Consider the following 23,886-nt stretch of genomic DNA (forward strand, 5'->3'; position numbering starts at 1 on the left):
GTGCGGGGGCGCTTTTCGCCGGACGCATTGGCCGCAGCGGGAGCGTGGTTCTGTTCTTTTGTCTGTGCCATCGAAAACCTCCAAAAATTCAATCAGCAAAGCACAGGTCTGCCCCGGAAGACAGCCTGCCCTGCATTAAGGGAAGCATAAAAACGCATCTGCTTCCGTCGGATGCATCGTATAGAAATCATTTTATCAGCGTTGTTTTCATGCCACGCTGTTGGTTCTGCAGGAAGCCTCTTGCCCATCCAGTCCATCTGTTCGATGCGACCGCGGCGCTTCGGCAGGAACGCTGTGAGCGCACCCACGGCGCGCCCCTATACGCATTTCGTTGCAACAAGTATAGTATTTCTCGCCTCTTTTGTCAATTCCAAGCTTGGGCCGGGCGGTGGCAAATTATGCCCTGCCCCTTGACAGACGGGCCAAAATGGCTCTAAATAATAGGTACTACAAACATGATGCAGGAGAGACGCATGAAACAGGTCGAAGTTTACACCGACGGCGCGTGCAGCGGCAACCCCGGCCCCGGCGGCTGGGGCGCGGTGCTGCGCTACCGCTTTAACGGCAAGGTCTACGAAAAGGAGCTCAGCGGCGGCGACGCCTCCACCACCAACAACCGGATGGAGCTGACGGCCTTCATCGAGGCGCTGCGCCAGCTCAAGGAGCCCTGCGAGGTGCGGCTGTGCTCCGACAGCCAGTACGTCATCAATGGGCTGGAAAAGGGCTGGGCCAGGGGCTGGAAGCGCCGGGGCTGGAAAAAGTCCGACGGCTCCCCTGCCCTGAACCCCGACCTCTGGGAGCAGGCGCTGGAGCAGGAGGCCCGCCACAAGCTCACCTACGTCTGGGTCAAAGGCCATGCAGGCCACCCGGAGAACGAACGCTGCGACCAGCTTGCGGTCGCCCAGAGCCAGGCACATGGCGGGAGACAGGGACGATGAACGATGCTTTTCTGCCCGGGAACGGGTTTGACACCTACGAAGAACAGGACCGGGTCCTGATGGGCCTGAGCGGCAGTGTGCGCAGCGGCGTGGCCGTCCGCATCCTGCAGCAGCAGGGCTTCGCCGTGGCGGCAGCGGTCGTCCGGCTGGCTGACACCCCCGAAGAACACGCCGCCGTGGACGCAGCCAAAGCTCTGGCAAAGAAGCTGGACGTGGAGTGCGTCACCCTCAACGCCGAGGCTCTGGCCGGACAGGATGCCGAAGCCGCCCGCTTCGCGGCCCTGCTCACTGCCGCCGACAAGCTGGGCATCCAGTATATTGCCTCCGGCCGCTACGCCCGCATCGAGACAGACGCACAGGGCATGAGCCACCTGTTCGCCCCCGAGAGCGGCGCACCGGACGAGAGCGGAACGCTTGCCGCCCTCCCGCCCGAGGTCCTGAGCCGCCTCATCCTGCCGCTGGGCGATTTCGCCCCGGAGGACGTGGCAGAGATGGCAGCAGCTCTCAAGCTCTGATATGCAAAAAATCCCCTGTGCCGCAGCACAGGGGATTTTTGTTGTTTCTATCAGTTCTGGGGATGCACGATGTCGCGCCAGTCTAGGTCGCCGCGCTCGAGGCCGTGGATCAGGACCTCAGCGGTGGCGATGTTGGTGGCCATCGGGATGTTGTGGACATCGCACAGGCGCAGCAGGGTCATCTCATTCGGCTCGCTGGGCTTTGCGTTGATGGGGTCGCGGAAGAACAGCAGCAGATCCACCTCGTTGCAGGCGATGCGGGACGCGATCTGCTGGTCGCCGCCCTGTACGCCCGCCAGAAAGCGCTGCACCTGCAGGCCGGTGGCTTCGGCGATCATCTTGCCGGTCGTACCGGTTGCCACCAATTTATGCTGGCTCAAAATCCGGCAGTACGCCGTACAGAACTGTACCATCAGCTCTTTTTTGGAGTCATGCGCAATCAGTGCAATCGTCATCGGTCAACCTCTCCTTTTCCCGCGCCCCTGTCTGGGGCAATCATCTTGCACATATCATAGTATCACAGTTTCCGTCTTTTTACAACTGTTTTTCGAGCAAAAGTTCTAATTTTTCATAGATTTCTGCCAAATCCACGCACCATCGCTCAGGCGGCGGGCTGCTCTGCGGGAGCTGTGTCGTCTGCAAGGGCGTCGTTGTTTTCCACCGTCTCCGGCACAGCATCCTGCCCGTCAGCTGTCGTGTCAGCCGTCTCGCCTGCTCCTGTCTCGTCCAGCGTCAGGCTGCCGTCCTTCATGGCGTAGTAGGCGTCGAAGATGTCGGCCACGAGGTTGCCCGCGCGGGCGCCGCCGCCGCCGTACTCGATGACGATGCCGAGGGCGATCTCAGCGTCCTCTGCCGGGCCGTAGGCGATCATCATGGTGTTGGTGTAGTGCTTGCGGGTGCTGCCGACGTAGTACGTCTCGCTGCGCTGAGGGGTGCCGCTCTTGCAGGCGATGGTGACGGGGTAGTTCTTCAGGCCCGACACCGTCTCCGACACGCCGATCATACCCTGCCGCACGAGGTCGAAGGTGTCGCCCCGGTCCTCGACGACGTCCATCACCTCGGGCTGGGTCTCCTGCAGGACTTTGCCGGTGTTGGTGTCGAGGATGGCCTTGACGAAGTGGGTGCGGTAGCGCACCCCCCGGTTGGCCAGCGTGCCGGCGTAAGTCGCCAGCTGGACGGGGGTGACGACAGTGTTGCCCTGACCGATAGCGGCCTGGACGTCCAGTGAGGCGATGTAGTTGGAGTCCTTCTTTGTGGTCAGGCGGCCGGTGGCCTCGTTGACCTCCACGCCGGTGCGGGTACCAAGGCCCATCTTGTAGGCGTAGGCGTCGTAGACGTCACTGGTGGTGCGGCGGCCCACATCGTAGAAGAAGATGTTGCAGCTCCACTTGATGGCCGTGATGACGTCGATGTTGCCGCTGTGGCCGTGGCGGGTACACTTGGGGCGGTAGTCGTCATAATAGGTATAGACACCGTTGCAGTAGACGGTGGAAGAGCGGTTGATGACGCCGGAATCCAGCGCCGCCACCGCCACCGCAGGCTTGAAGGTGGAGCCGGGGGTGTACAGGCCCTGCAACGCGCGGTTGAGCAGGGGCAGGCCCGGGTCCGAGCTGTACTGGCTGTACTGGGTGGCGAAGAGGTTCTGGTCGTAGCTGGGGTAGTTGGAGGCGGCCAGCACACTGCCGTCCTTGGTGCTGATGACCACCACCGCACCGGCGGCAGCCTTGGCAGAACTGCTGTTGTTGTAGGTGCTGTTTATCATCTCGATGTTCTTGGCCAGCGCCCTGTCCACCGCCTGCTGGAAGGCGCTGTCGATGGTGAGCTGTACGGTATGGCCCGGCTCCGGCACGGTGGTCATCGCAGTCCCCACGATGACGCCGTCCGAGCTGCGGGTGATGGTCTCAACGCCGTCCTTGCCCCGCAGCTCGTCTTCGTAGACGGCTTCGAGGCCCGACACGCCGATCATGTCGTTCATATTATAGCCCTTTTCCCGCAGAGGGTAGGTGGTCTGGCCGTTCTCGTCGGTCACCTTCCACTTTTCGGCGGTGATCTTGCCCACACGGCCCAGCACATGGGGGATGATGCCGCCCTCATCGTAGCTGCGGGTGCTGGTCTCCACGATCTCCACACCGGGCATGGTCAGGCTGTTCTCCTTGATGGTCGCCACGGTCACTTCGCTGACATTCTCGGCCATGACGAAGTTGTTGACGTTGGAGAACGCCTGCTGCTGCATCTCGTAGTGGATGCCGCCCAGCACCCTCTGCCAGTGGAAAGGATAGCTTTCCAGCTTGTAGTCCTCCACCAGCTTTTCCATCACGTCATCGGCGGTGGCGTACTGCTGTAAGCCCAGCGAGTCCTTCATGGCCGCGAGAGCCTTCTGGTCGCTGGTGCTGTCGGGCTGCGCAGTAAAGCTGTAGTGGCCCGCCGCGTCCGGCTCGCCGATGAGCAGCGAGTCGTTCCACTTTTCGCCGTGGGCTTCCAGCAGCTCCACGATGCGCTGCAGCATAGTGTCAAGGTCTTCGTCCCCCATCAGCAGCTTGCTGAGCACCACATTGTAGCTGGTGGTGCTGGCCGCGATGCGGCGTCCGGCGCTGTCCACGATGTCGCCGCGGGCAGCGGTGACGGTAAAGTTATAATCGGTGGTGTTGGTCGCCTGCGCCTTGAAGCTGTCGCTGTTGACGAGCTGCAAAAATATCAGCCGCAGCACATACACGGCGATGAGCACCGAGGCGGCAGCGATGAGTCCAGCCATCCGGCGCACCACGATCTTGTGTTCGTCTTGATTCATCCGTTTTCCTCCCGGCAGGGTCTGGCATCATACCACGCCGTTGTCTATCTTGAATTCCGTGCTGATGCGCTGCACTGCACGGTGGAGCAGCCAGCTCCCCGGGGCCGTCATCAGGGCCGACGGCAGCACGACCCAGAGAAAACGCTCCCCTGCGCCCGCATAGCCCGGCATATAGTAGAAAAACAGCCAGTCCGCCGACAGCACCAGCAGGGCGCAGGTCACGGCCAGCAGCACGAAGTTGGAGGGGGTGTCCTTCAGATAAAGCTGCACGACCACCGACACGCCGAAGCAGAGGATCATCAGCTCCAGCGCCAGCATCCCCACGGTGCGGCCGGCGGTGTAGTCCCACATCAGGCCGCACACCGCGCCAAAGATGGCCCCGGCGAACTCGCCCTCTGCGGCAGACACCGCCAGACAGAGCGGCAGCAGCCAGAGCGGCTTCGCGGCCCCGAACTGGAACAGCCCCGGCATGGTCTGCAGCACCGTACACACCACCAGCAGAAGGATATAGCAGCCCCATTTCAGCCTCTGGCTGCGGCTGCGCTTGCGGCGAGATTCCATCTCCGGCCCTCCTCAGTAGTTGGTGATGATGAACACATGGCGCACCGTGCGGGGGTCTGCGCCCGGCCGGATGACGGCCAGCGTCGATTTGCCGCTGGCCTCGGGGGTCAGCTCCTTGATGACGCCCACCAGCACGTCCGGCGGGAACACCCCGCCCAGACCCGTGGTGATGACCTGGTCCCCCTCTCTGCTCAGGGTGCTGCGGGCGAGGTTCGAGAGGATGCACAGGCCGTCGGCGGCGTAGTCGGCGCTGCCGGTGATGATGCCGTTGTCCCGGGTGCGGGACACGACGCCCGCCGCATTGAAGCTGGGGTGCAGGATGGTCATGATCTTGCAGCTGGTGAGGTCGGCTTCCCGCACCACGCCCAGCAGATAGCCCTCGTCGCTGATGACGGCGTCGTTGACGGCCACACCGTCCAGTGTGCCTCTGTCCAGCGTGAAGCCCCAGAAGGAGTCCAGCGGGTCGCGGCCAATGACGAAGGAGGACGTATAGCTCATCTCCGGGTGCTGCTCCTGGATGTTGGCCAGCGCCTTGTAGGCCTCGTTCTCGGCCTTGAGCTTGTCGTAGTCCACCATCTGGGAGCGCAGAGCGGCGTTTTCCTCGCTGAGCTGCTGGTTTTCTTCCAGAATGGCGTCGATGTCGGCGTAGTTCTCCCACAGGGAGGCCACGCCGCTGCTCACCGCCGCTGCTGCCCGCTGGAACGGGGCTGCGGCCACGCTCAGCAGCTCCTGCGGGGCGGCGGTCAGGCGTCCGTTCGCGCCTGCATAGGCCATGATGCCCACGAGGAAGACCGCGATGGCAATGAGTATCTTAAATTTCCATGTGTCAAAAAAATCCTTCAAGGCGGGTCCCTCCCGAATCTGCAAAAAAGCGCGGACAGCCGTGCCATCCGCGCTCAAAACTCATCTTCTGCGGCGCAGCAGCGCAAAGGTCCTCCCTCAGTGTACCGCCGCAAATGGCACAGCCGAGGCTTACATATGACCGCCGTCGGTATCCAGAACGTCGTGCAGGACATCCACATGGTCCAGCACAGCACCGGCACCCTTGGCCACGCAGTCCAGCGGGTCCTCAGCCACATGGACATCGATGCCGGTCTCGCTCTCAATGAGCTTGTCGAGGCCGCGCAGCAGTGCGCCGCCGCCGGTCAGGGTGATGCCGTGGTCGATGATGTCGGCGCTCAGCTCGGGCGGGGTGCGCTCCAGAGTCTCCTTGATGGCGCTGGTGATCTTGACCAGACACTCCAGCAGAGCCTCACGGACATCCTCGGAGTGGACGACGACGTTCTTGGGCAGGCCGTCCACGAGGTTGCGGCCCTTGATCTCGAGGGTCATCTCGGGGTCCATCGGGTAGGCGGAGCCGATCTCGATCTTGATCTGCTCGGCGGTGCGCTCACCGATGAGGAGGTTATACTTGCGCTTGATGAAGGCGATGATGGCCTGGTCGAACATATCGCCGGCCATGCGGACGCTGCGGGAGGCCACGATGCCGCCCAGAGAGATGACGGCGATCTCGGCCGTGCCGCCGCCGATGTCCACGATCATGCTGCCGGTGGGCTCGCTGATGGGCAGGCCCGCACCGATGGCAGCGGCCATGGGCTCCTCGATGACCGACACCTGACGGGCACCGGCCTTCAGAGCGGCCTCACGCACAGCGCGGCGCTCCACCTCGGTGACGCCCGACGGGATGCAGATGACCACGCGGGGGCGGGAGAACATGCTGTTGCCGCAGGCTTTTTTGAGGAAGGTCTCCAGCATATTGGCGGTGATGTCGAAGTCGGCGATGACCCCGTCCTTCAGGGGGCGGACCGCCACGATGCTGCCGGGGGTGCGGCCGATGACGGCCTTTGCCTCAGCGCCCACGCAGCGCACTTCGTCGCTCTTGGTATCCACGGCCACAACAGAGGGCTCACGCATGATGATGCCCTTGCCCTTCATGTAAACGAGGGTATTGGCAGTACCGAGATCGATACCAACATCCTTTGAAAACAAACTCATATAGTCTTCTCTCCTTACGATTTTCCAGGGTCTATTCCAAAACGCAGAGCCGCCCGCTCAGACCAACGGACAGCTCATCGCAGAATAACACGTTTTTATTATAGCCGCAAGGCGCGCTTTTCTCAAGCATTTCCGTAAACTTTTTCGAGTTTTTTCATTTTTTGCCGCCGAGGCCGCTTTTCTGCGTCCCGCATCAGAATCTGCTCAGCAGACGGGCCGTCCGGCTGACGGGCAGGCCCATGATGGTGTAGTAGTCCCCTTCCAGCCGGTCGAGCCAGAGGGCTGCGCGGCCCTGGATGGCGTAGGCACCGGCCTTGTCGTAGGGCTCCTTCGTGGCCGTGTAGGCGTCTATCTCCCCTTCCGAAATCGGGAAGAAGGTCACCCTGCAGCTGTCCACGAAGCTCTCGGTGCGTACGCCGTCCGATACGCAGACGCCGGTATGCACCTCGTGGGCCGCGCCGGACAGGGCGCGGAGCATCCGCTTTGCGTCCTCCACGCTGTGGGGCTTGCCGAAGACTTCGCCGCCCACATCCACGACGGTGTCACATCCCAGCACCACCGCGCCGGGATGGTCTTTTGCCACGGCGAGGCACTTGCCCCGGGCCAGCTTTTCCACCAGCTGGCCCGGAGTGGGCGCAGTGACTCCGCTCTCGTCGAAATCGCTGACGCAGATGGTGAAGTCCGTCGTGTATAAGCTCAGAAGCTCCTTCCGGCGCGGACTGCCGGAGGCTAAGATAAGATTCTTCATCATCATTTCCCCGTCGAGCCGAAGCCGCCCTCGCCGCGGGCGGTCTCATCCAGTGCGTCGGCCTGCACGAATGCCGCCGTGTACACCGGCGCGATGCAGAGCTGGGCCACCCGCTCGCCGGGCTGGATGGTATAAGCCTCCGCGCCCAGATTGACCATCGGGACTTTCAGCTCACCGCGGTAATCGCTGTCCACGACGCCGACGCCGTTTGCCATGCAGAGGCCGTGCTTGATGGACAGGCCGCTGCGGGCGTAGACCAGCGCCACAGCGTGGGCGCCGGGCAGCTCGATGGCAAGGCCGGTAGGCACCAGCACCCGCTGCATGGGCTGGACGGTCAGCGGCTCATCCAGCACAGCGCACAGGTCTGCAGCGGCAGAACCGGAGGTGGCGTAGGCGGGCGTCTTGGCGCGGGAGTCTAACACTTTGTATTTTACAGTGATGGGTTCCATAGTATACCTCATAAATTTATTTGCTGTTCAAGGGCAGGTGCGTCTTGGTATAACCTCTCAGTCTGCTTCCCTACCGAGGGGGAGCCTCTGGCGAAGAGGCGAAGCTTTACGGAATGCCAAAGCCTCTCCTACTAGGAGAGGTGGCACGCCGTAGGCGTGACGGAGAGGTTGTACAGAGGCACAGCCTCCCTTAGGCTATATTCAGTTCGTTCCCTTAAAGTACAATCCTCTCGTGAACTCACCCTCAAACGGTGCGTGCTGACGGATGCTGTCGAGGATGGCGGCGGCCTCTTCCCTGCTTTCCAGCGTGAAGTAAGCCACGCCGTAGTCCACGGTCAGTGCGCCGGGCTTGTCGCCCATATAGATGGGGACGGGATTATAAATAGTACGGACACCCAGCCCGCACCGCACCGGGAACTTCTTCGCCTTGCGGTCGGTGAGCAGGCCGGTCTTGTCGCAGTGGGCGCAGTCGTGGATGTTCTGCAGCGGGCAGGCGCGGGTGACCATCAGCGGCATATGGCCGTAGGTGATGACGCCGGTCGGCACAGGCTTGCCGTCACGAGTCGGCGCGATGGTGCTGATGTCGCTGTCCTTCACCTCGGGCAGGATGAGCACCGAGCTCAAGCCAAGGTCCGCGTAATACTGGGCCGCGAGGTCGTTGGTGACGTTGAGGCCGAAGCCGCCGGTCATGGGCAGGCCGCGGCAGAGCCGCAGATGGGCGATGTTGCTCACCTCATAGCCCGCAAAGCCCGCGTCCTGCGTAGCCGCGATGCGGCGGGCGGTATCCTCTTCCAGTGCGCCGAACATGACGCGGGGCAGTTCGAGAAGGGTCTTCTCCCGCCACTCGTGGGGGACGCGGTCGGCCTGCGCGATGGGCAGGATGAGGTATTCCACCCCGCTGAGTGCCTGCTCCGGCACCTGCTCCCAGCGCTCGAACCGGGCGCGGAGGGTACGGTGGGGCGGCAAAGTGCGCAGCGGCAGAGGCGGAAGCTCCACCTCATTCACCGGCCACGGGCGCAGGGTCTCCCGCTTTTTCAGCAGGGCGTCCAGTGCCTCACGGCGCAGCTCGTTGACGGCACTGCCCGGCACGAACCAGGGGCCGCCATCCATCTCCACGTCGATTTTTTCGGCAGAGAAAGGCGTGCCGCCGGTCTTGCTCAGGCTGCGGCTCAGGCTCTCGGTGGGGTCGGTGCGGGCGGGCTGAGGTTCGGCGTCGCCGTAGGCGAAGGCTTTGTTGGTGCCGTCGGTGACGGTCAGCTTCTCGCCGCCCTCTTCGATTTCAATTTTCATCTCCACCGGCACCCGGGAACGCTCCCGGCGGTACAGCTCCCGCAGGGCGGGCAGGGTCTTTTTGGTCAGCTCGGCGTCGGCCTCGCTGCGGACGCCGAACATCGTGCCGTCGATCTTTCCGTCCAGATAGCCGGAGGTGAAGCCGGAGCGGCTGAAGGCATTCTTCAGCAGGTCGCGGTCATAGGCGCGGCCCTCGCGGCCCGCCAGACAGGCGCTGACGGCAGCAGCGACATACTCCGGCGTCCGCAGACGGCCTTCGATTTTCGCCGATGCCACGCCGATGGCCTGCAGCTTGTCCAGCTTGTCGATGACGGAGTTGTCCTTGAGGGACAGGTGGTGCAGACGGCCCGGCTTGCCCTCGGGCAGAGCGTTGGCCTCGAAGGGCAGGCGGCAGGGGCCGGCGCAGGAGCCGCGGTTGCCGCTCCGTCCGCCCAGAAAAGCCGACATATAGCACTGGCCGCTGACGCACATGCAGAGTGCGCCGTGGACGAAGCACTCCGTCTCGATGCCGCAGTGCCTGGTGATGTGCTCCACCTCGGGCAGGCTCAGCTCACGGGCCAGCACGACCCGGGCAAAGCCCAGCTCTTTCAGCTCCAGTGCGCCCTGCAGGGTGTGGACGCTCATCTGGGTGGAGCCGTGGCGGGGCAGCTGGGGCGCGATGTCCCCGATGAGCTTCGCCACCGCGAGGTCCTGACAGATGACGGCGTCGGCCCCGCTGGCGGCGACGGCCCGCACGGCGTCGGCCAGACCCGCCAGCTCGCCGCCGTAGACGGTGGTATTCAGCGCCACATGGACGGCCACGCCCCGGGCATGGCAGAACCGGACGGCTTCTTTCAGGCTGTCGGCATCAAAATTGCCCGCACCGGTGCGGGCGTTGAAGCCGGAAAAACCCAGATATACTGCGTCCGCGCCGCTGAATACTGCTGCGCGGAGCATTTCTTCACTGCCCACAGGGGCAAGGATCTCAATTTTTGACATAGCTCTCCCTTTGACATTTATATAATGTAAGTCACTTCTGCTGCAGCTTGGCCAGCTGTTCCCGCAGAGCGGCATTTTCCCGCTTGAGGGTCTCGTTCTCCGCCTTGACCTTATCCGCTGCCAGCTTCGCCCTGGCTGCATCGGAAATGTAGTCCTGTATCTGGCTGCGCATATTCTCGGCGCTGCCCGCGCTCTTGCGGTACTCGTCCAGATAGTCCATCGCGCAGAACACCGCCGCCTTGGTCACAGAGAGGTTGCCGTTGTTGTCCAGCAGCTTCGTGATGTCATCGTCCAGCTTCTTGGCCAGTGTGGTGATGTAGTTCTCGGTATCGGTCGTTGCGATGGCGTAGGGTGCGCCTGCAATGGTCACTCTCACTTTATTTACCATATCGTCCTCACTTTGCGCGGCACACGCCCTGCTGGATCGGTCATTTCCGGTCATTTCCCGCTGTTTCCGGGATTTTCGGAAACCATTTCAGCCCTGACAGGAGCGCTTTGCTGCGGCTTTTTCATGTTCAGCCGAGTTTGTCCCCGAATTACCCGCCCGAACCGATGCATTTCGGGGCAAACACGGCCCTTGTCTCTCTTTATTATAATATAAATAGTGCGCGAGAAAAAGTGCTATTTTTGAATTTTTGGCATATTTGTCAGAAACATTGCTATAAAAATGTCAGATACGGCAAAAATGGTTCCTTTTTCTTGCAATCCCCATCCAGAGTGATTATAATACTATTGTTATGTGTTATGCGAGGGGCGAGGGAATTAGAGGAGAAATGCCCTGTCACCGTACTAATTCAAAAAATTTAAGCATTCGTGCGGATAGGAGTTCATTTATGACTACAAAAGAATTTGCAAAAATTCTTCAGGATAAGCTCACCAGCGAATATGGTGTTGACCTGAGCGTTGCATCTCATCAGCAGATCTACCGCGCTCTGGCCCTCATCTGCCGCCAGATGATGAGCGAGAACCATCAGAAGTTCCAGTCCAAGGCCATCGGCACCGGCTCCAAGCAGGTGTACTACCTGTGCATGGAGTTCCTGATGGGCCGCAGCCTCAAGATGAGCCTGTTCAATCTGGGCCTGAATGACGCTGCCCAGAAGGCTCTGGCCGAGGCTGACATCAGCCTGGACAGCATCTACGAGGAAGAGCCGGACGCAGGTCTGGGCAACGGCGGCCTGGGCCGTCTGGCCGCCTGCTATCTGGACGGCATGGCCACCACCAGCATCTGCGGCACCGGCTACTCCATCCTGTACGAGTACGGCATCTTCAAGCAGAAGATCGTGGACGGCTGGCAGCAGGAGCGCGCCGACAACTGGCTGCCCGGCGGTCAGGTCTGGCTCAAGAGCCACCCCGATCAGGCTGTGGAAGTCCGCTTCGACGGCGAGATCCACGAGAACTGGGACCATGGCTTCCACTATATCCAGCACACCAACTACAACAGCGTCATGGCCATCCCCTCTGATATGTACGTTCAGGGTTACGACGGCAAGGGCGTTGCAAAGCTGCGCCTGTGGCAGGCCAAGGCTCCCGACTTCGATATGTCCAGCTTCTCTCTGGGCAACTACAACACCGCAATGAGCAAGAACGCCAGCGCTGAGCTCATCTCCAAGGTGCTGTACCCCAACGACAACCACGTTGAGGGCAAGATCCTCCGCCTGCGCCAGCAGTACTTCCTGTCTGCCGCCTCCATCGGCGACATCGTCCAGAACCACCTGTCCACCTACGGCACCCTCGAGAACCTGCCCGACAAGGTAGCTATCCAGCTGAACGATACCCATCCGACCCTCGCCATCCCCGAGATGATGCGCATCCTGCTGGATGAGTGCGGCTTCGGCTGGGACAAGAGCTTCGACATCTGCCAGAAGGTCTTCTCCTACACCAACCACACCGTCATGGCCGAGGCTCTGGAGAAGTGGAACGTGGACATCTTCAAGATGACCCTGCCCCGCATCTACCAGATCGTGGTCGAGATGGACCGCCGCGCCCGCGAGAAGCTGGAAGCAGCCTTCCCCGGCGATCAGGGCAAGATCAACTATATGGCCCTCATCGGCGACAATCAGGTGCGCATGGCCAACATCTGCGCCTACACCGCCAACAGCATCAACGGCGTCTCCAAGCTCCACAGCGAGATCATCAAGGAGAGCGTCTTCCACGACTACTACCTGTTCAAGCCTCAGGCTTTCAAGAACGTGACCAACGGCATCGCTTACCGCCGCTGGCTGCTGGCCTCCAACCCCGAGCTGTGCAAGCTGCTGGACGAGACCATCGGCACCGGCTACAAGCACGACGCCGCCGACCTGTCCAAGCTGAACAAGTTCGCTGAGGACAAGACCGTCCTGAAGCGCCTGAATGAGATCAAGCTGGACAACAAGAAGAACTTTGCCGCTTACCTCGAGAAGAGCACCGGTCAGGTCATCGACCCCAACTCCATCTTCGACTGCCAGGTCAAGCGTATGCACGAGTACAAGCGCCAGCACCTGAATGCGCTGAACATCGCTGCTCAGTACCTGTACCTGAAGGAGAACCCCAACGCCGATTTCATCCCCAAGACCTATATCTTCGGCGCAAAGGCTGCTCCCGGCTACTATATGGCCAAGCAGATGATCCGCATGATCTGCAAGCTGGGCGACCTCATCAACAACGACCCCGCTGTCCGCGAGAAGCTGCGCGTGGTCTATCTGGAAGAGTACTGTGTCTCCCTGAGCGAGCACCTGATGCCCGCAGCCGAGGTCTCTGAGCAGATCTCTCTGGCAGGCACCGAGGCTTCCGGTACCGGCAACATGAAGTTCATGCTGAACGGTGCCATCACGCTGGGTACTCTGGACGGCGCAAACGTCGAGATCGCAGACGCCGCCGGCAAGGAGAATGAGCTTATCTTCGGTATGCTGACCCCCGAGGTCAACAACCTCAAGCAGGTGGGCTATCACCCCAACGCCTTCATCACGGGCGACGACGTTGCAAACGCCGCTCTGAACTTCCTGGAGCGCGGCTGGAACGGCGAGAGCTTCCACGAAGTCACCGAGAACCTGCGCAGCAGCGACCCCTATATGGTCATGGCCGACTTCAAGGACTACCGCCGTGCTCAGGCCGACCTGCAGCGCCTGTACGCTGACCGTGAGCACTGGGCTAAGATGAGCCTGAAGAACATCGCCAACAGCGGCATCTTCAGCGCTGACCGTGCCGTTCTGGACTACGCACGCGACATCTGGCATGCTTCTGCCGTCAAGTAATCTTTCCTAAATAACGCAACGCCCCGTGGCATCGCTGCCCGGGGCTTTTTTTGAGAAAGGACGATCCTTTTTGCCTTGTCTGTTCAATAGTTTCGACCCCTACTTCAAGCAGCCCTTCGGTGCGGTGCGCGCCGGTCAGAGTGTGCATTTGTCCCTCTGCATCCCGGAGGAGCTGGGCTATGTAGACCCTCATCTCGTCCTACAAAAAGAGGGCAGGTACGATGTCCCCGTCCACTACCGGATGAAGTTCGACGGCCAGACGCCCCATCAGAACCACTTCTCGGTGGACGTCACCCTCAACGACGTGGGCCTCTACTTTTACTATTTCGACCTCTACACCGACTTCCGCCGCATCGTGCGCGGGCCGGACAACTGCGGCGTCGTGAGCTGGCAGGAGGGCGAAAGCTGGCAGATCACGGTCTACGAGGCCGATTTTGAGACGCCCGACCCCATCAAGGGCAAAGTGTTCTACCAAATCTTCCCCGACCGTTTCTGCGAGGGTGTGGAGAACAAGCCCATGCCCTTCCCCGACCGGCTCTATCAGGCCGACAAACACGCCGAGCCCTTCTGGCAGCCCAATGAGGTGGGCGGCCACCTGAACGAGGACTATTTCGGCGGCGACCTCAAGGGCATCCAGATGAAGCTGCCCTACCTCCGCGAGATGGGGGTGGATTACCTTTACCTGAATCCCATCTTTGAAGCCCACTCCAACCACCGCTACAACACCGCCGACTACCTCAACGTAGACCCCCTGCTGGGTACCAACGAGGATTTCGAGACCCTCTGCGCTGAGGCCAGGAAGTACGGCATCGGCATCGTGCTGGACGGCGTGTTCAGCCACACCGGCTCCGACAGCCGCTATTTCAACTGCGAGGGCCGCTACGGCGAGGGCGGTGCCTATCGTGACCCCAACTCCCCCTACCGCAGCTGGTACGATTTCGATTCCAAGTATAAGGGCGGCTACCGCAGCTGGTGGGGCTTCGAGACCCTGCCCGAAGTCAACGAAGAAACGCCATCCTACGTCGAATTTATCACCGGCGAGGGCGGTGTCATCGACACCTGGCTCCGCCGGGGTGCAGCAGGCTTCCGTCTGGACGTGGCCGACGAGCTGCCCGACGAATTTATTGAGAAGGTCCGCACCGCCGTCAAGCGGGTCGGCCCGGATAAGTTCCTTCTGGGCGAGGTATGGGAGGACGCCACCACCAAGTTCGGCTTCGACAAGCGCCGCACCTACCTGCTGGGCAAGGGCCTCGACAGCGTGATGAACTACCCCTTCAAGAACGCCGTCCTGGGCTTCGTCTGCGGACGGGACGCCGGCCAGACCATGACCGACATCCTCACCCTCTGCGAGCACTACCCCGCCCCGGCCCTCGATACAGCCCTGAACTTCCTCTCCACCCACGACACCGAGCGCGCACTGACCGTCATTGCCGACGAGCCTGCCAATGGCCGGGGCCGCGAGTGGCAGAGCGGCCGCTGCGTCACCGGCGACGCCTACGAGGAAGGAATGCTCAAGCTGCGGATGGCCTATGCCATCATCTACACTCTGCCCGGCGTCCCCTGCCTCTACTACGGCGACGAGATCGGGATGCAGGGCTATCGCGACCCCTTCAACCGCGGCTTCTACTGCTGGAACAGCCACGAAGAGCGGCTGAAGCCTGTTCTGGCACAGCTGGCACAGCTCCGCCACACCTGCGAGGCCTTCCGCACCGGAGAGCTTCGTGTCCTGCGGGCCGAGGGCGGCGTCCTCCACTACCAGCGCATCGGCGAGTTTGAGGCGGCAGAGATCATCGTCAACCGCACCGAGCATATCATCGTAGAGCCGCTGGCCTCCGGCAAGCACACCGAGGTGAACCCCATGGGCTTCACCATCGTGGTGGAAGAGGTCGGCCACAACCCCAACCACAGCTACTACGACTATAAGTGACCCCCACCCCCCTGCCCTGCCTGCGGCATCCCGCCCGGCGTGAGCAAGGGGGTTATTCATAATCTGTCTCTGTACTTTTCAGACGTTTTGCTCTATAATGGGGAAAAAGGAGGGAGAACTCATGTCTGTTGACCCCATTTTCTGGCTTCTGGCCGCCATCGGCTTCGTCGTTCTCGAGGCCATGACCCTGAATCTCGTCTCCATCTGGTTCGCCGTGGGCAGCGCCGCAGCCCTGCTGAGCTGTCTGGTCACCGGCTCCTTCCGGGTGCAGGCGGTGGTGTTCGTGGCGGTCAGCACCCTCTGCCTGCTGGCCCTCAAGCCCCTGTGCGCCCGGCTGCGCAAGCCGCCCACGGCAACGAACGGCGACCGCGCCCTTGGCCGGGAGGCCGTCGCACTCACCCCTGTCTCCGCTGAGGCCACCGGCCGCGTCCGGCTGGACGGCGTGGACTGGAACGCCCGCTGCGCCACCCCCGGCGACACCCTGACCCCGGGCCAGAGCTGCCGGGTGGCCGAGATCCACAGCACCCTGCTCATCGTGGAGCCTGTCCTGACCGAGACCGCCGCACCGGCGGCTCACTGATATGAAAGGAGCGTCCCTATGCCTATCATGCTGTTCCTTATCCTCATCCTCATCTTTGTCATCCTGCTGGTGGTCGTCACCAACATCGTCATCGTGCCGCAGTCCATGGTCTACGTCGTGGAGCGTCTGGGCAGCTACTCCGAGACATGGAGCGCCGGCCTCCACGTCAAGATCCCGTTCCTCGAGCGGGTGGCGAAGAAAGTCAGCCTGAAAGAGCAGGTCGCCGACTTTCCCCCTCAGCCGGTCATCACCCGCGATAACGTCACCATGCAGATCGACACGGTGGTCTTCTTTCAGGTGATGGACGCCAAGCTCTACACTTACGGCGTCAACCAGCCCATCGCGGCCATCGAGAGCCTGTCGGCCACCACCCTGCGCAACATCATCGGCGAGATGGAGCTGGACCACACCCTCACCAGCCGTGACACCATCAACAGCAAGATCACGGCCATCCTTGATGAAGCCACCGACAAGTGGGGCATCAAGGTCAACCGTGTTGAGGTCAAGAACATCATCCCGCCGCGCGAGATCCAGGAGGCCATGGAAAAGCAGATGAAGGCAGAGCGCGAGAAGCGCGCCGTCATCCTGAAGGCCGACGGCGAGAAGCAGGCCGCCATTACTGCCGCCGAGGGCGAAAAGGAATCCGCCATCCTCCGCGCCGACGCCGTCAAACAGCAGCGCATCCTTGAGGCCGAGGGCGAGGCGCAGGCCATCCTCGCCGTCCAGAAGGCCAACGCCGATGCCATCCGCCTGCTGAACGAAGCCATGCCCACCGATAAGGTCCTTGCCCTGCGCAGTCTGGAAGCGCTGGCCAAGGTCGCCAACGGCAAGGCCACCAAGATCATCATTCCTTCAGACTTGCAGAATCTGGGCGGCGTCGTCCCCAGCATCAAAGAGCTGATGACCGACCCCAAAGATGCAGAATAAGAGGTTTCTCCTATGATTTACGATACCCTGAACAATCTCCCCAACTACCTCGGCATGAGCGACAACCTCGACGCTGTCATCGAGTTCGTCATGGCCCGGGACATCAACAATCTGCCCGCCGGAAAGACCCGCATCAGCGGCGACAAGGCCGTGGTCACGGTGAGCACCGTCACGCCGCAGACCTCGGACAAAGCGCTCTTCCAGCGCCGGGACGATCACCTGACCCTCGAGACCGACCTTGAGGGCAGCGAGCTGTTCGAAGTCTCACTTGGCGAGCTGACTCCCACCAAGCCCACCGATGAGGCTGCCGATTTGACCGTCGGCACCGCCGGCACCAGCATCGCCGGGATGCTCTGCGAGGGACGCTTTGCCCTCTATCTGGCCGGTGAGCCCTACAAGTCCGGCCTGAAGGCGCAGGGTTGCGGCAAGCTGAAAAAGGCCGTGTTCAGCATCGAGCTGGACGAGGACGAAGAAGCCGAGTAATTTCAAAAAGCAAAGCTCCACGCAGCGTAGGTTGTGTGGAGCTTTTTGTTATGGTATCCTTTGGACAGAGAGAAACAATCACAAAGGAGAGTTTTTATGGATTCTTACGTTACCGGCACTGCCATCCGGCGGCTGCGGGAAGCCAAACACATGACGCAGGCAGAGCTGGCCGAAAAGCTGGCCGTCAGCGCAAAGGCCATCTCCAAGTGGGAGACAGCCCACGGCCTGCCCGATATTTCCCTGCTGGAGCCGCTGGCGGCGGCTCTGGGCGTCAGCGTGCTCGAGCTGATGCAGGGCGAACCCGTCGTCAACCGGAACCGCTCCGCCAACCTGCTTCGCTCCAAGCTCTATGTCTGCCCCCTGTGCGGCAATGTGCTCCACGCTACCGGGCAGGCTGTCGTGAGCTGCTGCGGCATCACCCTGCCGCCGCTGGACATCTCTGAGGCGGACGACGCCGACGAACACCATCAGCTGACGCTCGAGCGGGTGGAAGATGAGCTTTTCGTCACCATCCACCACCCCATGACCAAAGACCACTACATTTCCTTCATTGCCTGCCTCACCGGCGACAAATTGCAGCTGGTCAAGCTCTACCCTGAGGGAGACGCCAGCTGCCGTTTCAAAATCACTGGTGCGGGCGTACTCTACTTCTACTGCAACCGCCACGGCCTGATGAAAGCACCGGACTTCCGCGCCGCAGCTCGCCATACGCCGTCCCAGAAACTCCATCTGCGGGAGCCGGACGAGGACGACCGGGAACAGGTCATGGCCTACCGGGAAGAATTTCTTGCCATCAGCTCCCGGCTCGACGGCACTTCGGCGCTGGACAAATACGACGACTTCGACCAGTGGCTGGCTAACATCCGCAGGCTGAAAGACCCAGCCACCACGCCTGCCGGGTTCGTACCGGCCACCCAGTATCTGGCTCTGGACGAGCAGGAACATCTTGTCGGCATGACCAACCTGCGCCACCACCTCAACGACTATCTGCTGGCCTACGGCGGTCATATCGGCTACAGCGTCCGCCCCTCGGAGCGGAAGAACGGCTACGCCAGCCAGATGCTCCGTCTGACCCTCGAAAAGGCCCGGGAACGCGGCATCTCCAAGGTGCGCATCTGCTGTGACCACTATAACATCGCCTCAGCAAAGACGATTCAGTCTAACGGCGGCGTACTGGAAGATGAGATGTTTGACTCCTCGGATGGGATGCTGACCCAGCGATACTGGATAGAGAATCGATAAGACACAAAAAGGCTCCGGCAGTGCCGGAGCCTTTGCTCTTATTCAAAAATCAGCCCAGATGGAACATATCAATGAGCACGATCATGGCCAGACCGTAGTACACCACGACGGCCACGAGGTCGTTGATGGTGGTGATGAGCGGGCCGGACGCCACGGCGGGGTCGATATGGATCTTATGGAACAGCATGGGGATGACCGTACCCACCAGGCTGGAAATGACCATCGCCACGATGAGGGAAACACCGACGCAGCCGGAGAGCAGGAACGCCTGCCCCCACGCATAGGCTTTGAAGAAGTGGATATAGCAGCCGAGGAAGCCCAGCGCCATGACGGCCAGAAGCGCACCGTTGACCAGACCCACCCGCATCTCCTTCCAGAGCAGATGCAGCTTTTTGGAGGTGGTCAGGTTCTCGTCCACCAGCACGCGGATGGTGACGGCCAGCGACTGGGTGCCGACATTGCCCGCCATATCCAGCACCATGGACTGGAAGCAGATGACGATGGGCAGGACAGCCACCACCGACTCAAAGGCACCCACCACCGAGGACACCAGCATCCCGAGGAAGAGCAGAGCGATCAGCCAGGGCAGGCGCTTCTTGACACTCTCGAAGACGCCCTCGTTCAAATCTTCTTCGCTGGTCAAGCCGCCCAGCTTTGCGTAATCGTCGCCCATCTCGTCATCCACCAGTTCGACGACATCCGCCGAAGTGATGATGCCCACCAGCTCGCCGGCATCGTTCAGGACAGGCAGAGAGCGCTCGGCGTAGTCTACGATGCGGTCGATGCAGTCGCTGATCTTTTCGTGGTCGGTCACATAAGGGTAGGACCGGGCAATGAGCTTTTCGAGGCTGTCCTCCGCCCGGGCGATGATGAGGTCTTTCAGGTCGATGGCGCCGTAGAACTTGTCGTTCTCGTCCACGACGTAGAGGGTGGAGATGTTGTCGTTCTCGCCCGCCTGCTTCACCAGCTCACTCATGGCCTGCCGGATGGTCATATCCTTCCGGATGCAGATGTAGTTGGTGGTCATGCTGCTGCCGATCTCGTCCTCGCCGTAGGAGAGCAGCATCTTCACATCTTCGGCGGAGTCTTTGTCCAGCTGGCCGACGATCTTGGCTTTATCCTCTTCCTCAAGGTCGTCCAGAGCGTCCACGGCGTCGTCCGAGTCCATGTGGGAAACGACGTTGGCGGCCTTCTCGCTGGGCAGTTCTTTCAGGTAAGGTTCTGCGTCGTCCAGATAGGAGAAGATCTCGGCCACGGTATCCACGCCCAGAACGGCATAGAGCTTCTGGCGCTCGTCGGGCGTCAGGGCTGCGAGGGCATCGGCAAGGTCGTTCTCGTGGTAATCCGAGAGCTTTTCGGCCAGCTCTGCCTGCGGCAGGCCGCTGTGGATGAGGGCGAGTATTTCCTGCTGGTAGTTCTTCTGCTGCATCTTGGGTTCCTCCTCCCCTTTTGGGGCATAAAAATACACCGCGTCGTCTTTTGGTCAGACTCCTGCGGTGTATCATGGGCAGATGCATTCAGGACGCGGCAGATTCAATCCATACTGCCCGCATCGCAGGAGGAGCGTTGTTTGGGGTTGTCTAAATGGTCGCCGGACATCGTGTTCGCTTCCTCCTGTAAAGTATTTGCCTTTTTCAGCCCCGTCATCATACTACGGCTGGACGATTTTTTCAACCCCTTTTACAGTTTTTTTACCGGATTATTGCTATATTGCACAAAGAAGAGCTTACTTCTTATACTTTCCATACCACTGCACTGACAGCCTCCAGGAAAGTGCATACAGCACCAGCACCGCTGCCAGCACACCGACGATGGCAATGGCCGCGCCCGGTTCCGGCACGGCATCCATCAGGACCATCCCGCCGCTCAGGGCAGCGCCCATTCCGGCAAACATCAGCATGTAGAGCATCCGCGCCTTTTCTGCGCCAAAACGGTAGTACAGCGGCAGCATGATCCCGTTTATCAGCAGGATGGAAGCTGCGCCCGCCCCCAGCAAAAGGCCGATCGGCATCGCAGGAAGCGGTTTTCCCATCCAGAACCGGATGCCGCAGAAAATTCCGTTCAGCGCCGCAGAGACCGCCGTGCAAAGCAGACCCACAAGATATTTTTCTGCTACCTGAAGCTCCTTGCTCAGCGGCAGGGCAAAGCTGTACTCCGTCCACCCGCTGGCGTGGTCGTAGGAAAGCAGGTAGGCGGGCATCATCCCCAGAAAAACAGCTGAATAATTCACCGCAAAGCTCGAATCCCCGGAAGTGCTCAGGATCCAGATCGCCAGCACAGCCAGCACCGTGAGGTACATCATCCACATATTTGTTTTGACTTGATACCAGTCTTTCAGCAGCAGCCCTTTCATCGCACATTCTCCCCTTTCACCATCAAAACGAACAGTTCTTCGATGCTCACCGGTGTCAGGGTGCTGCCCGCCGGGACAAGTTCCCTCTTCACCAGTGCCTCGGCCCCGTAGGCTGTCACCCGACGGCTGACGATGGCGTTTTTATCCAGCTCCTCCAATTGCCCGGCAGTGCCGTGCCAGAGAGCGTACTCCTCCCGCAGCGTGTCCTTGTCCTCACAGAGCAGAAGCTTCCCCTTGTGCAGAAAGGCAATGGTATCGCAGAGCTTTTCCAAATCGCTGACGATGTGGGACGAGATCAAAATTGCATGGTTCTCATCCCGCACAAAGTCCAGCAGCAGATCGATGAGCTCATCCCGCACCACCGGGTCCAGACCGCTGGTGGCTTCGTCCAGCAGCAGCAGCTTGGGGTGATGAGAAAGTGCCACGGCAAGGCACTGTTTCATCTTCATGCCGGTGGAGTAATCGGCGTAGCGCTTTTTCTCCGGCAGTTCAAAGCGCTTACAATAATCCGCGTAAGCTGCGGCATCCCAGTTCGTGTAGATGCCGGCCATCACTTTCCCCACCTGCGGCGCGGTCAGGCAGGTGGGGATGCCCTCGCCGCCCAGCACCACGCCGATATCGGCTTTGGCAAGCGGGGTGATTTCCTCCTGCCCGAACAGCTTCACAGTGCCAGCGTCCCCGTCGATCATGTCCAGGATCAGCTTAATGGTCGTGCTCTTGCCCGCGCCGTTCTCACCGATCAGCCCGCAGACTGTGCCGCCGGGCAGTTCCAGATCAATGGGCCCCAGCATAAAATCCGGGTAGTGCTTTTCAAGGCCGTGCAGTTCTAATGCGTTCATGGTTCATTCCTCCCACAGCAATTTCAACATTTCGGTCAGTTCCTGTTTGGTCAGCCCGCAGGGAGCCGCCAGCCGGACGGCTTCCGTCAGGTGTGCTTCGATTTTTTTCAGGTTCTCTTCCCGGAGCAGCTCGGTGTTTTTCGCTGCCACGAAAAAGCCCTTGGCGGGCACCGCATACAAAAAACCCTCCTGTTCCAGCTCATCGTAGGCCCGCTTTGTAGTAATAACACTGATGCGCAGGTCCCGCGCCAGCCCCCGGATGGATGGCATAGCTTCCTCCGGCTGCAGTTCCCCGCTCAAAATCTGGTTCTTGATCTGGGTGTAGAGCTGCTCGTAGATGGGTGCACCGCTCTTGTTATCGATGAAGAGATTCATGTCCGCCGCCTCCGTTGTGTCTGTATATTTACAGTATATACAGTAGATACACGGTTGTCAATAGGCAGATACAAAAAAGCAGCTCTCCCGTTGGACGGGAAAGCTGCTTTTCATCTGATCAGGCTCTGACTGTGGGGCGGCTTAGTAGGCCACGCCCCAGTAGACCATGGTCTTGGCGGGCTTGCCGCAGCAGGGGCAGACATCGCTCAGGTGCTCCTGCTCGAAGGGCATGCAGCGGCTGGACAGGCCGACTTCTTCCTTCATCTTCATCTCACAGGCCAGGTCGCCGCACCACATGGTCTTGATGTAGCCGGTGTTGGCCTTGGCCAGCTCCTTGACCTCGTCCATGGTGGTGGCAGCCCAGGTGCGCTTCTCACGGTTGGCAAGAGCGCGCTCGTACAGGTCCTTGCGCAGAGCCTCCAGCTGGGCCGGGATCGCGGTCTCCAGCTCGTCCAGAGAGACGAACACCTTCTCGCGGGTGTCGCGGCGGACGAGGACGCACTGGTTCTTCTCCAGGTCCTTGGGGCCGATCTCGAGGCGCAGAGGCACGCCCTTCATCTCCCACTGAGAGAACTTCCAGCCGGGAGCGTTGTCGCTGTCGTCCAGCTTGACGCGGGCGTACTTGGAGATCTTCTCGGCCAGCTCAGCAGCCTTCTCGGAGACGCCGGGCTTGTGGGCAGCGATAGGCACCACCACGACCTGGATGGGGGCGACAGCCGGGGGCAGGATGAGGCCATCGTCGTCGCCGTGGGTCATGATGATAGCGCCCACCAGACGGGTGGAAACGCCCCAGCTGGTCTGGAACGGATGATGCAGCTGGTTGTCGCGGCCGGTAAAGGTCACGTCGTAAGCCTTGCTGAACTTATCGCCGAAGTAGTGGCTGGTGCCGCTCTGCAGGGCCTTGCCGTCCTTCATCATGGCTTCGATGGTATAGGTAGCCTCCGCACCGGCGAACTTCTCCTTATCGGTCTTGCGGCCCTTGACAACAGGGATGGCCAGGTCCTGCTCGCAGACGTCTGCGTAGCAGTTCAGCTGCTGCTGGGTCTCAGCCTCAGCCTCGGCGGCAGTCTCGTGGATGGTGTGGCCCTCCTGCCACCAGAACTCGCGGCTGCGCAGGAAGGGACGGGTGGTCTTCTCCCAGCGCACGACGCTGCACCACTGGTTGTACTTCATGGGCAGCTCACGGTAGCTGTGCAGCACCCGGGACCAGTGGTCGCAGAACATGGTCTCGCTGGTGGGGCGGACAGCCAGACGCTCTTCCAGCTTGTCGGAGCCGCCCATCGTGACCCACGCCACCTCCGGCGCGAAGCCATTGACCAGCTCGCCTTCCTTCTGCAGCAGGCTCTCAGGGATCAGCACGGGCATTGCCACGTTCTCATGGCCGGTAGCCTTGAAGCGGGCATCCATATCCTTCTGGATGAGCTCCCAGATTGCCTGACCATAGGGGCGCAGGATGATGAAGCCTTTCACGCTGGAATACTCGACCAGCTCTGCCTTGACGCAGATGTCGGTATACCACTGTGCGAAGTTCTCTTCCTGACTGGTGATCGCCTGTACGAGCTTTTTGTTGTCTTTTGCCATTTTAATCTTATCCTCCCAAGGCCGTGCGCCAAACGCTCATCGTTCCGCACGAACCCATATATAAAGCCCCGCCGCCTACTCTGCCGT

General features: G+C 60.9%; 22 protein-coding genes. 8 read left to right on the top strand and 14 right to left on the bottom strand.

Features of this window, described 5'->3' with window-relative positions; genetic code table 11:
• Positions 1-473 precede the first annotated feature (473 nt).
• Together rnhA and F3G95_RS11015 are read left to right on the top strand one after the other, a co-directional pair.
• On the top strand, positions 474-938 hold the full coding sequence (gene rnhA / locus F3G95_RS11010) for a ribonuclease HI (RefSeq protein ID WP_015564734.1): 465 nt from the start codon (positions 474-476) through the stop codon (positions 936-938).
• Entirely contained in the window at positions 935-1,453 is a 519-nt protein-coding gene (locus F3G95_RS11015; protein WP_149794965.1) for a hypothetical protein, read from the top strand. Before rnhA ends, F3G95_RS11015 begins: the two co-directional genes overlap by 4 nt.
• A 50-nt stretch (positions 1,454-1,503) precedes the next feature.
• Here the strand turns inward: F3G95_RS11015 and mgsA are convergent, their stop codons facing one another.
• The 9 genes from mgsA to zapA form a co-directional block, all read right to left on the bottom strand.
• Positions 1,504-1,908: a methylglyoxal synthase gene (gene mgsA, locus F3G95_RS11020; RefSeq protein WP_015564732.1), complete on the bottom strand. Its 405-nt coding sequence runs from the start codon at positions 1,906-1,908 to the stop codon at positions 1,504-1,506.
• A 146-nt stretch (positions 1,909-2,054) separates the two neighbouring features.
• A complete protein-coding gene (locus tag F3G95_RS11025) occupies positions 2,055-4,241 on the bottom strand; it encodes a penicillin-binding transpeptidase domain-containing protein (protein ID WP_149794966.1) in 2,187 nt (728 codons plus the stop codon).
• Positions 4,242-4,268: 27 nt separating this feature from the next.
• Entirely contained in the window at positions 4,269-4,802 is a 534-nt protein-coding gene (gene mreD, locus F3G95_RS11030; RefSeq protein WP_149794967.1) for a rod shape-determining protein MreD, read from the bottom strand.
• 12 nt (positions 4,803-4,814) lie between these two features.
• Positions 4,815-5,645 carry a rod shape-determining protein MreC gene (gene mreC, locus F3G95_RS11035; RefSeq protein ID WP_149794968.1) on the bottom strand — a complete coding sequence of 277 codons (831 nt, stop codon included), beginning with the start codon at positions 5,643-5,645 and terminating at the stop codon, positions 4,815-4,817.
• Between the two features lie 129 nt (positions 5,646-5,774).
• The gene (locus F3G95_RS11040) at positions 5,775-6,797 is read right to left on the bottom strand and encodes a rod shape-determining protein (RefSeq protein ID WP_015564729.1); all 1,023 of its coding nucleotides are present in this window, start codon (positions 6,795-6,797) and stop codon (positions 5,775-5,777) included.
• Between the two features lie 193 nt (positions 6,798-6,990).
• A complete protein-coding gene (locus tag F3G95_RS11045; RefSeq protein WP_149795015.1) occupies positions 6,991-7,545 on the bottom strand; it encodes a Maf family protein in 555 nt (184 codons plus the stop codon).
• Between the two features lie 2 nt (positions 7,546-7,547).
• Complete coding sequence (dut, locus tag F3G95_RS11050; RefSeq protein WP_015564727.1) at positions 7,548-7,994, bottom strand: dUTP diphosphatase; 447 nt, start codon at positions 7,992-7,994, stop codon at positions 7,548-7,550.
• A gap of 201 nt (positions 7,995-8,195) precedes the next feature.
• Positions 8,196-10,262: a U32 family peptidase gene (locus F3G95_RS11055; RefSeq protein WP_149794969.1), complete on the bottom strand. Its 2,067-nt coding sequence runs from the start codon at positions 10,260-10,262 to the stop codon at positions 8,196-8,198.
• Positions 10,263-10,293: 31 nt separating this feature from the next.
• Positions 10,294-10,650, bottom strand: coding sequence for a cell division protein ZapA (gene zapA / locus F3G95_RS11060; RefSeq protein ID WP_149794970.1), 357 nt, complete (start codon positions 10,648-10,650; stop codon positions 10,294-10,296).
• 445 nt (positions 10,651-11,095) lie between these two features.
• On the opposite strand from zapA, the gene F3G95_RS11065 reads away from it, so the two are divergent.
• The 6 genes from F3G95_RS11065 to F3G95_RS14110 all read left to right on the top strand — a co-directional run bounded on the left by F3G95_RS11065 (position 11,096) and on the right by F3G95_RS14110 (position 18,651).
• Entirely contained in the window at positions 11,096-13,492 is a 2,397-nt protein-coding gene (locus tag F3G95_RS11065) for a glycogen/starch/alpha-glucan phosphorylase (RefSeq protein WP_149794971.1), read from the top strand.
• A gap of 70 nt (positions 13,493-13,562) precedes the next feature.
• Positions 13,563-15,419: a glycoside hydrolase family 13 protein gene (locus F3G95_RS11070; RefSeq protein ID WP_149794972.1), complete on the top strand. Its 1,857-nt coding sequence runs from the start codon at positions 13,563-13,565 to the stop codon at positions 15,417-15,419.
• Between the two features lie 121 nt (positions 15,420-15,540).
• Positions 15,541-15,999 carry an NfeD family protein gene (locus F3G95_RS11075; RefSeq protein WP_149794973.1) on the top strand — a complete coding sequence of 153 codons (459 nt, stop codon included), beginning with the start codon at positions 15,541-15,543 and terminating at the stop codon, positions 15,997-15,999.
• Positions 16,000-16,026: 27 nt separating this feature from the next.
• Positions 16,027-16,926, top strand: coding sequence for an SPFH domain-containing protein (locus tag F3G95_RS11080; protein WP_149795016.1), 900 nt, complete (start codon positions 16,027-16,029; stop codon positions 16,924-16,926).
• A 12-nt stretch (positions 16,927-16,938) separates the two neighbouring features.
• On the top strand, positions 16,939-17,409 hold the full coding sequence (locus tag F3G95_RS11085) for a YhcH/YjgK/YiaL family protein (protein WP_149794974.1): 471 nt from the start codon (positions 16,939-16,941) through the stop codon (positions 17,407-17,409).
• A 96-nt stretch (positions 17,410-17,505) separates the two neighbouring features.
• The gene (locus tag F3G95_RS14110) at positions 17,506-18,651 is read left to right on the top strand and encodes a GNAT family N-acetyltransferase (RefSeq protein WP_149794975.1); all 1,146 of its coding nucleotides are present in this window, start codon (positions 17,506-17,508) and stop codon (positions 18,649-18,651) included.
• 49 nt (positions 18,652-18,700) lie between these two features.
• Here F3G95_RS14110 and mgtE read toward each other — a convergent pair whose 3' ends face one another.
• The 5 genes from mgtE to proS form a co-directional block, all read right to left on the bottom strand.
• Positions 18,701-20,080, bottom strand: coding sequence for a magnesium transporter (mgtE, locus tag F3G95_RS11095; RefSeq protein WP_149794976.1), 1,380 nt, complete (start codon positions 20,078-20,080; stop codon positions 18,701-18,703).
• Positions 20,081-20,377: 297 nt separating this feature from the next.
• Positions 20,378-21,004, bottom strand: coding sequence for an ABC-2 transporter permease (locus tag F3G95_RS11100; protein WP_149794977.1), 627 nt, complete (start codon positions 21,002-21,004; stop codon positions 20,378-20,380).
• Positions 21,001-21,843, bottom strand: coding sequence for an ABC transporter ATP-binding protein (locus F3G95_RS11105; RefSeq protein WP_149794978.1), 843 nt, complete (start codon positions 21,841-21,843; stop codon positions 21,001-21,003). Before F3G95_RS11105 ends, F3G95_RS11100 begins: the two co-directional genes overlap by 4 nt.
• Positions 21,844-21,846: 3 nt before the next feature.
• Entirely contained in the window at positions 21,847-22,218 is a 372-nt protein-coding gene (locus F3G95_RS11110; protein WP_149794979.1) for a GntR family transcriptional regulator, read from the bottom strand.
• 141 nt (positions 22,219-22,359) lie between these two features.
• Positions 22,360-23,799 (bottom strand): proline--tRNA ligase, encoded by a 1,440-nt coding sequence (proS, locus tag F3G95_RS11115; protein WP_149794980.1) that lies wholly within the window; start codon positions 23,797-23,799, stop codon positions 22,360-22,362.
• Positions 23,800-23,886 lie beyond the last annotated feature (87 nt).

This window comes from Faecalibacterium sp. Marseille-P9312, from assembly GCF_902497445.1.
Classification (GTDB): domain Bacteria; phylum Bacillota; class Clostridia; order Oscillospirales; family Ruminococcaceae; genus Faecalibacterium; species Faecalibacterium longum.

What these genes read in the sequence shown, in the direction of transcription:
- rnhA (WP_015564734.1), top strand. Translation starts at nt 474, where the DNA reads ATGAAACAGGTCGAAGTTTACACCGACGGCGCGTGCAGCGGCAACCCC.
- F3G95_RS11015 (WP_149794965.1), top strand. Translation starts at nt 935, where the DNA reads ATGAACGATGCTTTTCTGCCCGGGAACGGGTTTGACACCTACGAAGAA.
- mgsA (WP_015564732.1), bottom strand. Translation starts at nt 1,908, where the DNA reads ATGACGATTGCACTGATTGCGCATGACTCCAAAAAAGAGCTGATGGTA.
- F3G95_RS11025 (WP_149794966.1), bottom strand. Translation starts at nt 4,241, where the DNA reads ATGAATCAAGACGAACACAAGATCGTGGTGCGCCGGATGGCTGGACTC.
- mreD (WP_149794967.1), bottom strand. Translation starts at nt 4,802, where the DNA reads ATGGAATCTCGCCGCAAGCGCAGCCGCAGCCAGAGGCTGAAATGGGGC.
- F3G95_RS11040 (WP_015564729.1), bottom strand. Translation starts at nt 6,797, where the DNA reads ATGAGTTTGTTTTCAAAGGATGTTGGTATCGATCTCGGTACTGCCAAT.
- F3G95_RS11045 (WP_149795015.1), bottom strand. Translation starts at nt 7,545, where the DNA reads ATGAAGAATCTTATCTTAGCCTCCGGCAGTCCGCGCCGGAAGGAGCTT.
- dut (WP_015564727.1), bottom strand. Translation starts at nt 7,994, where the DNA reads ATGGAACCCATCACTGTAAAATACAAAGTGTTAGACTCCCGCGCCAAG.
- F3G95_RS11055 (WP_149794969.1), bottom strand. Translation starts at nt 10,262, where the DNA reads ATGTCAAAAATTGAGATCCTTGCCCCTGTGGGCAGTGAAGAAATGCTC.
- zapA (WP_149794970.1), bottom strand. Translation starts at nt 10,650, where the DNA reads ATGGTAAATAAAGTGAGAGTGACCATTGCAGGCGCACCCTACGCCATC.
- F3G95_RS11065 (WP_149794971.1), top strand. Translation starts at nt 11,096, where the DNA reads ATGACTACAAAAGAATTTGCAAAAATTCTTCAGGATAAGCTCACCAGC.
- F3G95_RS11075 (WP_149794973.1), top strand. Translation starts at nt 15,541, where the DNA reads ATGTCTGTTGACCCCATTTTCTGGCTTCTGGCCGCCATCGGCTTCGTC.
- F3G95_RS11080 (WP_149795016.1), top strand. Translation starts at nt 16,027, where the DNA reads ATGCTGTTCCTTATCCTCATCCTCATCTTTGTCATCCTGCTGGTGGTC.
- F3G95_RS11085 (WP_149794974.1), top strand. Translation starts at nt 16,939, where the DNA reads ATGATTTACGATACCCTGAACAATCTCCCCAACTACCTCGGCATGAGC.
- F3G95_RS14110 (WP_149794975.1), top strand. Translation starts at nt 17,506, where the DNA reads ATGGATTCTTACGTTACCGGCACTGCCATCCGGCGGCTGCGGGAAGCC.
- mgtE (WP_149794976.1), bottom strand. Translation starts at nt 20,080, where the DNA reads ATGCAGCAGAAGAACTACCAGCAGGAAATACTCGCCCTCATCCACAGC.
- F3G95_RS11100 (WP_149794977.1), bottom strand. Translation starts at nt 21,004, where the DNA reads ATGAAAGGGCTGCTGCTGAAAGACTGGTATCAAGTCAAAACAAATATG.
- F3G95_RS11105 (WP_149794978.1), bottom strand. Translation starts at nt 21,843, where the DNA reads ATGAACGCATTAGAACTGCACGGCCTTGAAAAGCACTACCCGGATTTT.
- F3G95_RS11110 (WP_149794979.1), bottom strand. Translation starts at nt 22,218, where the DNA reads ATGAATCTCTTCATCGATAACAAGAGCGGTGCACCCATCTACGAGCAG.
- proS (WP_149794980.1), bottom strand. Translation starts at nt 23,799, where the DNA reads ATGGCAAAAGACAACAAAAAGCTCGTACAGGCGATCACCAGTCAGGAA.